Genomic DNA, 12479 nt, shown 5'->3' with positions numbered 1-12479 from the left:
TCCGATCACCGCGAGTGTACGGGTCCGGTCAGGGCGCACTGCCCGGCCATTGCTGGCCCCGTGTCCAGGAATCCAGCACGATGAGCGTTTTCGTGCTGGTGATGCGGTGGCTGCGGCGCAGTTCGTCGATGGTGCGCTGCAGGTGTTGCATGTCGCGCACCCGCAGCCACACCAAGGCGTCCGGGTCGCCGGCGATGGTGAACACGGCCTGCGCCTCGGGCATCCGCGTGGTGGTCTGCACGATCTCGTCGACGTTCGTGGTGCCGAAGAAGCGGAGCTGGGTGAAGGCTTCGATGCCCCAGCCGAGTTTGGCGTGGTCGATCTGCACGGTGAACCCGGTGATGACTCCGGCCTCCTGCAGACGGTCGACGCGCCGCTTCACCGCGGCCGTGGACAGCGTGACGCGGGAGGCGATGTCGGACAGCGTCCGGCGGGCGTCCTCCCGCAGCAGCGTCAGGATCTCCCGGTCGGTCGCGTCGATCAGCTCGTCGGCCATGACGGGGGATCGTACGCAACGGATGCGAGCCGGAACACTCCGATCGCGAGAATTTTTGCGTGCTCGGTGGAACCGGCCTGTTCGTTGTTGCGCGGCGCCGCTGGAGTTGGCTGAAGTGATCCACGTCCCAACCGGCGTGACGCGAAAGGCCCGGCATGACGACCTTCACCCTGGATGAGCGGTACGTGCGCGAGACGGGAACGGTCTACCTGACCGGTGTGCAGGCTCTGGTGCGCGTGGTGCTGGACCGCATTCGGCAGGACCGGCGGGCAGGGCGGGACACGGCGGCGTTCGTATCCGGTTACGAGGGTTCGCCCCTGGCCGGGTTCGACCTGGAGCTGGCGCGGCACGGGAAGCTGCTGGACGAGCACGCGGTGGTGCACCGGCCCGGCCTCAACGAGGAGCTGGCGGCGACCTCGGTGATGGGCAGCCAGCTGGCCGCGGGGCTGGGCTCGCTGCGCACGGACGGCGTCACCGGCTTCTGGTACGGCAAGGCCCCGGGACTGGACCGGGCCACGGACGCGTTGCGGCACGCCAACCTCGCCGGAACCCACCCGCTCGGCGGCGCCGTCGCGCTCGTCGGGGACGATCCGAACGCGAAGTCGTCGTCGGTGCCATGCGCCTCCGAGCACGCGCTGGCCGACCTGGCGATGCCCGTGTTCTTCCCGTCGGATTCCCAGGACGTCCTGGACCACGGTCGGCACGCGGTGGAGCTGTCCCGGGCCAGTGGGCTGTGGACGGCGATGAAGATCGTCGCCAACGTCGCGGACGCGGCAGGCACCGCCGTGGTCGACCCGTCGTGGACGGCGCCGGTGCTGCCCGAGGGCGCCTACGGCCACCGCCCGAGCAGCCGGCTTCTCGGGCCGGAGCTGGCGACGCTGGAGCACAGCCTGCACCGGGTGCGGCTGCCGCTCGCGCTGGAGTACCTGCGGGCCAGTGGCGTGAACCGGATCGTGCGGTCCGGGCCGGGCGACCGGATCGGGATCGTCACGGCCGGTAAGTCCTATTTGGACCTGCGGCAGGCGTTGCGCGCGCTCGGGCTCGACGAGGACGCGCTCGCCCGCTTCGGTGTCCGCATCCTCAAGCTCGGCGTGATCCACCCCGTCGAACCCGGCATCATCACCGACTTCGCCCAGGGGCTCAACGAAATCGTGGTGGTGGAGGAGAAGCGCGCGCTCATCGAACCCGCGGTCAAGGAGATCCTCTACGGTCGCACCGGCGCGCCACGCGTGCACGGCAAGACCGGGCCTGACGGCCGGGTGCTGTTCACCGAGCTGGGCGAGCTGGATCCGGACGTCATCGCCAAGGGACTCGCGCGCCTGCTCGGCGACATCGAGCCGGTGCGCGCGTGGCAAGGGCGGCGCAGGCGGGAGCGGATCGCGGTGCCGCTGCTGGCCCGCACGCCCTACTTCTGCTCGGGCTGCCCGCACAACTCCTCGACGAAGGTGCCTGAGGGCACCCTCGTGGGTGGCGGGATCGGCTGCCACACCATGGCGTTGTTCATGGAGCCCGGCCAGGTCGGGGACGTCATCGGCATCACGCAGATGGGCGGCGAGGGCGCCCAGTGGATCGGCATGGCCCCGTTCGTCGAGGCCCGCCACCTGGTGCAGAACATCGGCGACGGCACCTTCACCCACTCCGGCAGCCTCGCCGTGCGGGCGGCGGTCGCGGCCGGCGTGAACGTCACGTTCAAGCTGCTGCACAACTCGGCGGTCGCGATGACCGGCGGCCAGGACGCGGTCGGGGCGCTGCCGGTGCACAAGCTCACCGAACTGCTCCTCGTCGAGGGCGCGGCGAAGGTCGTGGTCACCTCCGACCAACCGCGCCGGTTGCGGCGGCTGCGGTTCCCCCGCGGAGTGGAGGTCCGGTCCCGCGACGATCTGCTGCGCACCCAGGAGGAACTGGCCGCGATCCCGGGCGTCACGGTGCTGATCCACGACCAGGAGTGCGCCGCGGAGAAGCGGCGGAAGCGGCGGCGCGGCAAGCAGGAAACCCCGGCCACCAAGGTGTTCATCAACGAACGCGTCTGCGAGGGCTGCGGCGACTGCGGCGTCAAGTCCAACTGCCTGTCCGTGCAGCCGGTGAACACCGAATTCGGCCGCAAGACCCGCATCCACCAGTCCTCGTGCAACGTGGACTACTCCTGCCTCGACGGCGACTGCCCGTCCTTCCTCACCGTCGTGCCCGGAGAAGGGAAGCGCCGCACGCAGATCGCGTCGCTGGAGGCGTCCGAGCTGCCGGAACCGCGGAACGCGGAAGGCGATGTCGCCGTGCGCATCACCGGGATCGGCGGCACCGGCGTGGTGACCGTGGCGCAGATCCTGGCCACCGCCGCGGTCCTCGACGGGCGGCACGTGCGCACCCTCGACCAGACCGGCCTGGCGCAGAAGGGCGGCGCCGTCGTCTCCGACGTCAAGATCACCACGGAACCGGTGGAGCAGGCGCCCAAGCTCGCCGCGGGGGAGTGCGACCTGTACCTGGCGTGCGACCCGCTCGTGGCGGCCGATCCGGCGCACCTGACCGTGGCTGACCGGGGCCGCACGGTCGCGGTGGTGTCCACTTCGGAGATCCCGACCGGACGGATGATCGTCGACACCGCGGTGTCCTTCCCCGAGCAGTCCAGCATCCGGTCCGTCCTGGACGGCGCGACAGCTCGCGGGCACTACCTGGACGCCCGCGCCGCGGCCGAGGCACTGTTCGGCGACGACCAGTTCGCCAACATCCTGCAGCTCGGCGCGGCCTACCAGACCGGCGCGCTCAACGTGAGTGCCGCGGCGATTGAGCACGCGATCGAGATCAACGGCACCGCGGTCGCGGCCAACCTGCAGGCGTTCCGCCGCGGTCGCCAGCTCGTGGCCGACCCGGACGCTTTGGTCACCGAGCTGGCCCCGGCGCCGGCGGCACCCGGGACCACAGCCGACCCCGCGGCCGTGCGACGGGTGCGGTCGTTGGTGCGGGCCGAGGGCGGCGAGCTGGCGAGGCTGCTCGACGTGCGGATCCCGGACCTGATCGCCTACCAGGACGAGGACTACGCCCGCGCCTACGCCGAATTCGTCGAGCAGGTGCGCAGCCGGGCCGGTGACGGCGCGGTCACCCAAGCCGTGGCACGCAACCTCTACAAGCTGATGGCCTACAAGGACGAGTACGAGGTCGCCCGGCTCTCCCTCGACCCCGCGCTGCGGGCCGAGATCGAAGCCGAGTTCGGTCCCGGCGCCCGCTACGCTCACCGGTTCCACCCGCCGGTGCTGCGTGCGCTTGGCCTGAACCGCAAGATCGCGCTCGGCCCCTGGGCGCAGCCGGTGCTGCGGCTGCTGCGCGCGGGGCGGCGCCTGCGCGGCACCCGGTTCGACCTGTTCGGCTACGCCCGGGTGCGGCGCGTGGAGGGGCAGCTGATCACCGAATACCGCGATGCGATCAGCAAGGCCCTCCGCGTCGCCGAGGCGAACGAGCCGGCGCTGCTCGAACTCGCCGAACTCCCCGACGTGGTGCGCGGCTACGAGGACATCAAGCTCGCCAACGTCGCCGTGTACCGGCAGCGCCAGGCGGAGCTGGCCGAGGCGCTGGACTTGGCACCGAGCGATCGCGCGGCGCAGCACAGTGCCTGACGCGGATTCGGCGGGACACCCGACGCGACCTACTCGGTTGGGTTGCGTTCCGCGTGGTCGATGAGGGTCGCGGCGGCGGCGCGGGCGTGGCGGCCGGAGCCTGCGTCGTTCAGGGTCATCGCGCGGATCGCGGCCCCGTCCGCGAGCGTGACGAGCTGCTCGGCGAGTAGCTCGGGCTCGGCGACGCCGAGCTCGATGACCAGGTCGGTCACCAGGCGGAGCATGAGCAGCTTCTGTGCGCGCGCGTAGGCGTGGGCGGCGCTGTCGGGGTCGGGGAACTCGGCCGCGGCGTCCAGGAAGGGGCAGCCTCGCACCGGGCCGGTCGCGGGCGCCGGGATGTCGAACATCGCCAGCAGCCGGTCGCGGGGCGGGATGTCCTCCCTCGTCAGCACGGCGTGCAGGGTGTCCCCGGACTCCACCAGGGCGCGGAGCTGGGCGAGGACGAGGTCGTCCTTGGTCGGAAAGTGCGCGTACAGCGTTCGCTTCGACACCGGCGCCTGTGCCGCCACGTCCTCCATCGACGTCGCGTTGATCCCCTGGGTCGCGAACAGCCGGTTCGCCGCCGCGAGCACCCGCTCCCGGGCCCCGCGCCCCGGCCTCCTGGTCGTTCCGTTCTCCACGTCACAGAGTATACGTGACCGTTTACTTGGCTCCGGGGCGCTGTTACGGTCTTAAGTAAACGCCATCGTTTACTTCAGTGAGGAGTGCCTGTGATGAGTGATCTCGCCGGGTATGCGGCGCAGCTGATCCGCGGCCGCCGGGCGACCCGGGCGTTCCGCCCGACGCCGGTTCCGGAGACGACGCTCCAGGACGTGTTTTCCTTGGCGGCAGCCGCACCGTCGAACTCCAATGCGCAGCCGTGGCAGGTCGAGGTGGTGAGCGGCGCGCGGCGCGACGCCCTCGCGGACGCGCTGGTGGCCGCGCACCGGGCCGGCCGGACCTCGGTCGACTTCCCGTACAGCGAGGACATCTACGCGCCCGTGCACCAGCGACGCCGTGCCGCCTTCGGCGCCGCGCTCTACGGCGCGCTCGGCATCGGCCCGGACGAGCGCGACCAGCGCGCCGCGTACGACGCCGAGAGCCTGCGGTTCTACGGCGCCCCGCACGTCGCCATGCTGTTCGCGCCGGACACGGCGGAGGCCCGGCTGGCCGCCGACGTCGGCATGTACGGGCAGACCCTGCTGCTCGCGCTGACCGCCCACGGCGTGGCGAGCTGTCCGCAGGGCCTGCTGAGCTTCTACGCGGACACCGTCCGGGAGGTCCTCGGCATCAGCGGCGGGAAGCTGCTGTTCGGCATCTCCTTCGGCTACGCCGACACCGAAGCGCCCGTCAACGCGATCACCGTGGAGCGCGAGCACCTGTCCGTCACCACGCGATTCCACCGCTGAGCGCGGCTCATCCCAGCCGGTAGCGGCGGAGCCGCTGGTAGAGCGTGCCGCGGGAGATGCCCAGGCGTGCCGCCGCCTCCGACTTGTTGCCCCCGCACTCGGCGAGGGTGTCCGTGATGACCCGGACCTCGGCCCGCTCCAGCGGTCCGTAGGCCGCGGCCTCCCGGCCGGATGCCGCCCCGCCCGGTGCGGAGCCGCGCGTGAGCACCAGCACGACGCCGTCCTCCAGCCGGCCCGGGGTGACCGGGTACAGGCGCGCGCGGAGGCCGTCCGCGAGCGCGATCTCGCTCGCGGACGGGCCCGCCTCCAGCACCGCCGCCCACAGGGCAGGCCGGTCCAGGCCCAGTTCGGCGGCCTCGTCCTCGACGATCATCGTCTGGCGGTCGAGGGTGACCACCGGCCCGGCCGACGCGGACCGGAAGGACAGGTGCGCGTCGAGCATCCGCCGCTGCCGGGAGGTCGCCGCCTCGCCCAGCGCGGTCGTGATCCCGTCGACCAGTGCCCGGACCGCGACCAGCAGCAGGTGGTTGGCGTCGTCGGCGTGGCACGCCACGTTCACCATGCCCGCGACGCGCCGGGTGATCGGGTGGACCACCGGTGCGGCGACGCAGGCCCACGGGTGCCACGGTTGCTTGTAGTGCTCGGCGCCGATCACGATCGAGGGGCGGTGGGTGGTCGCGGCGACCCCGATGCCGTTGGTCCCGGCGCTCTGCTCGGCGACCTGCGAGCCGGGCTCGAACTCGATCCGGTCCAGAGCCCGGGTGAGGGTCCGCTCGGACTCCCAGCGCCAGGTCAGGAACCCGTCGGGGTCGGCGAGGGCGAGCGAGGTGTCGCTGCCGGTCAGCAGGTCGGCCATGCCGAGCAGCACCGGTGCCGCGACGCGGACGAACGGGGACTGCACGTCGATCTCGCCGTGCGCCAGGTCCAGCCGGTCCGGGTCGACCCCGTTGCTCCGGGATCGCCGCCACGACGCGACGATCTCCTGCCGGATCCGGGCCTGCGCACCGGACTGGAAGCTCTCCCAAGCCAGCCGGGTTTCCACCGACCTCATCGCGCCTCCTCCTCAGCGCCCGCGAGAACACCGTCCGCCGATTATGGCTGGGACGGTCCGGAAAACGCCTTTCGCTGTGCAAATTTTGGACAGCCACCTCGACCCGGACACGGCCCGCGGCGCACCGTTCTCCCATCGTCACAGCCACTGATCGAGGAGGACGGGCCACATGGAGTTCAAGGTCGAATGGGACGGTGACGTCACCCTGGTGCACCCGGAGCGGGAGCAGCGCGCCAAGCAGGACGTCAACGCGCTCTTCGGGGTGAACGGGGTGACCACGCCGTCGAAGCACCTGTCGCTCCTGGTGACCTCGCTGGGGCCGGGGGAGAAGTCGAACGTCCACTACCACCTCGAGCACGAGTCGGCGCTCTACGGTCTGCGGGGCAGCGTGCACTTCTTCTGGGGCGCCGAACTCGAACACGACCTGATCGTGGGCGTCGGCGACTTCCTGTACATCCCGCCGTTCTGCCCCCACGTGTCCTACAACCGGAGCCTGACCGGGGACGCGGCGTTCGTCACCGCCCGCACCGACGCGTTCGAGCAGGAGCGTGTCGTGTTGTTGCCCGAGCTGGAGGACGACCGGTGCAAGCCCCGGGTGTCCTACGTCGACTGACCCTCTTTCCGAAAGGACGGTCTTGATGATCGAGGTACCTGTGCTCGTCGTCGGCGGGGGACCGGTCGGGATGAGCCTCGCGCTGCTGCTCGACCGGTTCGGGGTGGAGAGCCTGCTCGTCGAGCGACGGCCGGCCACGACCACGCACCCGAAGGCCCGGGGATGCCATCCGCGGACGATGGAGCTGTTCCGCATCTGGGGGATCGAGGACCGGGTGCGCCGCGCGGGGCTGCCGCAGGAGTCGGACGTGGCGTGCTGGTGTGAAAGCCTGAACGGGCCGTTGGTGGCTTACACCGAGCCCGCGCCGAGCCTGCACACCCCGGCGCCGCGCTCGATCGTGCCCCAGGACGCGGTGGAGGAGGCACTGGACGACGCGCTGTCCGCCCGGCCGCTGGCGCAGGTGCGCCGGTCCACCGAACTCGTGTCGCTGGCCCAGGACGCCGACGGTGTGACGGCGCGGGTGCGGCGGACCTCCGACGGCGAGGAGTTCGACGTCCGGGCGCGGTACCTCGTCGGGTGCGACGGCGCGAACAGCCGGGTGCGCGAGACCGTCGGCATCGCGATGGACGGCCCGGAAACCCTGGCGCTCATGGCGAACCACTACTACCGCGCCGACCTCGGGCACCTGCCGCACGTCCGCAGCGCGATCGGGTTCCTGGTGCGGCCGCGCGACCGCAGCCGGCCCGACGTGAACGTCCTGGCCACCGGTCCGGACGGGGACCGGTGGCTGGCGGTGCAGAAGCTGCGGGAGGGCGAGGAGCCGCTGTCCGAGGAGCGCCTCATCCAGGACGTGCGGGAGCAGTGGGAGATGCCCGACCTGAAGGTCGAGCGCATCAACGTGATGACCTGGCGGATGAGCGCCCAGGTCGCGCAACGGTTCCGTGCGGGCAGGGTGTTCCTCGCCGGGGACGCCGCGCACCGGTTCCCCACCGCGGGAGGCAACGGGCTGAACTCCGGCGTCCAGGACGTGCACAACCTGGCGTGGAAGCTCGCGATGGTGCTGTCCGGGCGGGCCGGTGACGTCCTGCTCGACACCTACGAATCCGAGCGCCGCCCGATCGCGCAGTCCAACACCGACTTCGCTGTGCGCAACCAGACGCGGATCGACGAGATGGACGAGGCGTTCCGCCGCCGCGAGGAGGAGCCGCAGCGCTGGCGCGACCTGCTGATCGACCAGAACAAGCAGCTGCACAGCGACGGCCACACGCTGGGCTACATCTACACCCGCGGCGCCGTCGTCGACGACGGTTCCCCGGTGCCGCCGTACGACTCGCAGTACTACTGGCCGACCGACCGGCCCGGCGCGCGGTTCCCGCACTTCTGGCTCGACGTCGAGAGGACCGAGTCGAGCATCGACTGGTTCGACACCGAGTTCGTGCTCGTCTGCGGGCCGGACGCCGACGGCTGGGAGCGGGCCGGACAGGAGCTGGCGGCCTCGGCTGTCGTCCCGCTGCGGGTCAAGCGGCTGCCGCACCTGCTCGGGCCCCTGTCGATCGGCCGGGAGGGCGCGGCGCTCGTGCGGCCCGACGGGCACGTGGCCTGGCGCGCCCGCCAGGCGGGGGAGGGGTCCGAGCTGCCGGCCGCGCTCGGCCGGGTCCTCGCCGGCGGCACCCTCGCCTGACCGACCTCGAAGGAGAAGAGACACCATGACCATCACGCCGAGTTATGCGAACCCGCCCGGGGTCGGGGCGCCGTTCAGCGCGTACTCCCACGTGGCGCGCGCGGGCGAGCTGGTGTTCGTCGCCGGCCAGTGCGGGATCGTCGAGGACGGTTCCGTGGCCGGTTCCGACGTGCGGACCCAGACGATCCGCGCCTATGACAACGTGCGCACCGTGCTCGAATCGCAGGGCGCCACCCTCCGGGACGTCGTGCGGTTCGTCAGCTACCTCACGTCACGGGATCACGTCGCCGAGTTCTACGCGGCCCGCGAAGAGTACTTCGCCGAGCACTACCCGCAGGGGCAGTACCCGCCGAACACCCTGCTGATCGTCGCCGGACTGGTGCGGGCGGAGCTGCTGGTCGAGATCGACGCGACCGCGTTCCGGCAGGAGGGGTGAGGGCGATGTCCGTGCGGGATTCCATCGACCGGTCGGGTCTGAGCCGGTTCCAGATCAGGGTCATCGCGATCTGTCTCGTGATCAACCTCGTCGACGGGTTCGACGTCCTCGTGATGTCCTTCGCGGCTCCGGGCGTGGCAGGAGAGTGGGGACTCACCGATTCCCGGGTGGGAGTGCTGCTCAGCAGCGGTCTGGTGGGGATGGCGCTCGGGTCGGCCGTGCTCGCCCCACTGGCCGACCGGATCGGCAGGCGGCCGCTCACGCTGGTCTGCCTGGCCTTGTGCACCGCCGGGATGGCATTGGCCGCGCTCAGCACCGGGTTCGAGGTGCTCGCGGCCTGCCGCGTCCTGACGGGCCTGGGCATCGGCGGCATGGTGGCGAGCCTGCCCGTGGTCATCACCGAATACGCGCCGCAGCGGCTGCGCGGCACGATGATCGCCCTGTACGGGATGGGATTGCCCCTCGGCGGTGTGCTCGGTGGTGCGGTCGCGAAGCTCGTGGTCGCCCAGTACGGCTGGCGCGCCACCTTCCTCGTGGGCGCCGTGCTGACCCTGCTCATGGTGTTCGTGGTGGCCGCGGCGATGCCGGAATCACTGGACCACCTGATCAGCCGCCGTCCCCGCGGGGCGCTGGAGAAGGTCAACCGGCTCCTGGAGCGGATGCGGTTGCCCGCGGTGGACGCCCTGCCCGATCCGGAGCCCGGCGAACGCCGGGTGCGGGTGGCGACGTTGCTGACCCGGGACGCGGTGCGCACCGTCCTGTTGTGGATCGCCTACTTCGTGATGATGGCGGGCTTCTACTTCGCCGCGAGCTGGACGCCGCTGCTGCTGCAGCACAGCGGGTCCTCGGCCCAGCAGGGCATGAACGCCGGGCTTCTGCTCAACCTCGGCGGGATCGCGGGCACGCTGCTGTTCGGCTTGCTCGCCCTCAAGGTGCGGTTGCGCGGGCTGACCATCGCCTGTTTCCTCGCGGCGGGACTGTCGTACCTGGCGATGAGCTTGTTCCTCGAGTCCGCCGTCGCCGCGTTGATCGCCGCGGTCGCGGTCGGCATGTTCATCAACGCCAGCGGCAACGGGCTCAACGCCATCGCGCCCGGGCTCTACGCCCCGGCGGTGCGCGCGACCGGCGTCGGCTGGGCTATGGCCTTCGGACGCATCGGGGCCCTGACGGCACCGGTCCTGGCCGGGCTGCTCCTCGACAACTCCTGGTCGCCCCGGTCGCTGTTCGGGCTTCTCGTCGTGCCTCTGGTGGCGGCCGCCGTCGCGGTCCTCGTGATCACCGTGCCCCGGCGGACGGCGCGGACGACCACAGCCGCCGAAACACCCGCTCCGCTCGCCTGAGTCAGACGTTCTTGCAAGGAGGAAGAGCATGAAAGCCGTGCGCCTGCACGACTACCACAAGCAGCCGATCGTCGAGGAGGTGCCGGAGCCGGTCCTGACTGGACCGCTGGACGTGATCGTGCGGATCGGGGGCGCCGGCGTGTGCCGGACCGACCTGCACATCATCGAAGGGCAGTGGGCCGAGGCGATGGGACCGCGGCTGCCCTACACCCTGGGGCACGAGAACGCGGGCTGGGTGCACGCGGTCGGTGGCGGGGTCAGCAATGTCGAGGTCGGGGACGCGGTGATCCTGCACCCGCAGCCCTCGTGCGGGCTGTGCCTGGCCTGTCGGGAGGGCCGGGACATGGCCTGCGCCGCGGCCGCGTTCCCCGGGGTGTCCGACCACGACGGCGGTATGGCCGAGTACCTGCGCACGACCGCGCGGGCGTGCGTCAAGCTCGACCCCGCCACCGACCCGGCCGACGTCGCCGCGCTGGCCGACGCCGGCCTCACCGCCTACCACGCGGTGCGCAAGGCGGTTCCGCTGCTGCCGCCCGGCAGCACGGCCGTCGTCCAGGGGGCCGGCGGGCTGGGTCACATCGGCATCCAGGTCCTCGCCGCCCTGACGGCGACGAAGATCGTCGTGGTCGACCGGGACCCGGCCGCGCTCGCGCTCGCCGCCCGCCTCGGCGCGGACACGACGGTGCGGGCCGACGGCAACCAGGTGAGCGCGGTCCTGGACGTCACGGGCGGGCGCGGCGCCGAGGTCGTGTTCGACTTCGTCGCCGAGCAGGGCGCGGAGAACGACGCCTGGGACATGACCGCGGCGGGCGGTTCCCTGTTCGTCGTCGGCTACGGCGGGGAACTGCGGATCCCGACGGTGGCGGCCGTGGCGGCCGAGAAGAACGTGGTGGGCAACATGGTCGGGACCTACCGCGACCTGGTCGAGCTGATGGTGCTCGCGGAGAGCGGGAAGGTGAACCTGCACACCCGCCGCTACCCGCTCGACGCGGCCGCCGAGGCGCTCGACGATCTGGCGCTGAACCGGATCAGGGGGCGCGCGATCCTGGTGCCGCAGGCATGACGGAGCCCGGTGGCGAGCCGGCCGATCTCCGGTTGGCGCGGCCACATCCGGTGCGGGTGCTCGACGGCGCGGTGTCCTACCTCGACCTCCGGTATGCCACGGTGACCGGCTGGCGTCCGCTGACCCTGGACCTGCACCTGCCCCGGAATCCGGACGGTCCGGTGCCCGTGGTGGTCTACGCGCACGGTGGCGGTTTCGTCGGCGGCGGCAAGGAAATGGGACCGTGGGCGACGCTGCCCGCACGCGGGATCGCGGTCGCCTCGGTCGGTTACCGGCTGGCCGGCGAGGTCGCCCACCCCGGCCCGGTCGAGGACGTGCTGGAGGCGATCCGCTGGGTGCGGGACCGGGGTGGCGAGTACGGGCTGGACCCCGGCCGCATCGCCGGGTGGGGGAGCTCGGCGGGGGCGTACCTGGTGGCCCGCGCCGCGTTCTCCGACGACGTGCCGCTGTCCGCGCTGGTGTTGCACTATCCGGTCACGGATTTCGGGTTGTTGCTGTCGGAGGCGTCCACAGTGGTGGAACGGGAGGCCCTGGCGAAAGTGGTTCGCACGTTCCTCGGCGTTCCGGCCGGGCTTCGCGAGGATCAGCTCGCCGCGGTTTCGGTGGTGACCGCCGCGCGCCGGGCCGGCTACCGGCCGCCCGTCCACCTCAGCCACGGCTCCGGCGACCGGCGGTGCGGCCTCACCCAAAGCCGTCGATTGCACGAGGTGGTCCTGGCGGCGGGCGGCCGGTCCGAACTACTCGTCGTGCCCGGGGCCGATCACGCCGACCCGGTGTTCGCGACGCCGGCTGTCGTCGATCCCGCTGTCAAGTTCCTGCGTGCCGCGTGGGCGCGACACGATCCGTTGAACTGAGGGGAAAAAACA

At 71.7% G+C, this 12479-nt stretch carries 11 protein-coding genes; 8 read left to right on the top strand and 3 right to left on the bottom strand.

From position 1 onward, the window contains the following. Window positions 1-28: 28 nt before the first annotated feature. Entirely contained in the window at window positions 29-496 is a 468-nt protein-coding gene (locus tag AMY39116_RS0308430; protein WP_020417250.1) for an Lrp/AsnC family transcriptional regulator, read from the bottom strand. 155 nt (window positions 497-651) lie between these two features. On the opposite strand from AMY39116_RS0308430, the gene AMY39116_RS0308425 reads away from it, so the two are divergent. Further along, window positions 652-4101: an indolepyruvate ferredoxin oxidoreductase family protein gene (locus tag AMY39116_RS0308425; RefSeq protein WP_020417249.1), complete on the top strand. Its 3450-nt coding sequence runs from the start codon at window positions 652-654 to the stop codon at window positions 4099-4101. 29 nt (window positions 4102-4130) lie between these two features. Here AMY39116_RS0308425 and AMY39116_RS0308420 read toward each other — a convergent pair whose 3' ends face one another. Beyond that, a complete protein-coding gene (locus AMY39116_RS0308420; protein ID WP_027935758.1) occupies window positions 4131-4721 on the bottom strand; it encodes a TetR/AcrR family transcriptional regulator in 591 nt (196 codons plus the stop codon). 93 nt (window positions 4722-4814) lie between these two features. Between AMY39116_RS0308420 and AMY39116_RS0308415 the strand changes: the two genes are divergently transcribed. Continuing rightward, window positions 4815-5489 (top strand): nitroreductase, encoded by a 675-nt coding sequence (locus AMY39116_RS0308415; protein WP_020417247.1) that lies wholly within the window; start codon window positions 4815-4817, stop codon window positions 5487-5489. Window positions 5490-5496: 7 nt separating this feature from the next. On the opposite strand, the gene AMY39116_RS0308410 is transcribed toward AMY39116_RS0308415, so the two are convergent. Then, complete coding sequence (locus AMY39116_RS0308410) at window positions 5497-6540, bottom strand: helix-turn-helix domain-containing protein (protein WP_027935757.1); 1044 nt, start codon at window positions 6538-6540, stop codon at window positions 5497-5499. A 169-nt stretch (window positions 6541-6709) separates the two neighbouring features. Between AMY39116_RS0308410 and AMY39116_RS0308405 the strand changes: the two genes are divergently transcribed. From AMY39116_RS0308405 to AMY39116_RS0308380, 6 genes are read left to right on the top strand one after another with little or no spacing between them, the layout of a single operon-like run. Continuing rightward, the gene (locus AMY39116_RS0308405) at window positions 6710-7153 is read left to right on the top strand and encodes a cupin domain-containing protein (RefSeq protein ID WP_020417246.1); all 444 of its coding nucleotides are present in this window, start codon (window positions 6710-6712) and stop codon (window positions 7151-7153) included. A gap of 25 nt (window positions 7154-7178) precedes the next feature. Next, the gene (locus AMY39116_RS0308400) at window positions 7179-8774 is read left to right on the top strand and encodes an FAD-dependent monooxygenase (RefSeq protein ID WP_020417245.1); all 1596 of its coding nucleotides are present in this window, start codon (window positions 7179-7181) and stop codon (window positions 8772-8774) included. Between the two features lie 25 nt (window positions 8775-8799). After that, window positions 8800-9210: a RidA family protein gene (locus tag AMY39116_RS0308395; RefSeq protein WP_020417244.1), complete on the top strand. Its 411-nt coding sequence runs from the start codon at window positions 8800-8802 to the stop codon at window positions 9208-9210. A gap of 5 nt (window positions 9211-9215) precedes the next feature. Further along, window positions 9216-10550 carry an MFS transporter gene (locus AMY39116_RS0308390; protein ID WP_020417243.1) on the top strand — a complete coding sequence of 445 codons (1335 nt, stop codon included), beginning with the start codon at window positions 9216-9218 and terminating at the stop codon, window positions 10548-10550. 28 nt (window positions 10551-10578) lie between these two features. Then, window positions 10579-11613 (top strand): NAD(P)-dependent alcohol dehydrogenase, encoded by a 1035-nt coding sequence (locus tag AMY39116_RS0308385; protein ID WP_020417242.1) that lies wholly within the window; start codon window positions 10579-10581, stop codon window positions 11611-11613. Then, complete coding sequence (locus AMY39116_RS0308380; protein WP_020417241.1) at window positions 11610-12467, top strand: alpha/beta hydrolase; 858 nt, start codon at window positions 11610-11612, stop codon at window positions 12465-12467. The genes AMY39116_RS0308385 and AMY39116_RS0308380 overlap by 4 nt, the downstream gene beginning before the upstream one ends. Window positions 12468-12479: the final 12 nt, after the last annotated feature.

Source organism: Amycolatopsis sp. ATCC 39116, assembly GCF_000231075.2.
Classification (GTDB): Bacteria; Actinomycetota; Actinomycetes; order Mycobacteriales; family Pseudonocardiaceae; genus Amycolatopsis_E; species Amycolatopsis_E tucumanensis.
This window is presented reverse-complemented; position numbering and strand designations above follow the sequence as displayed.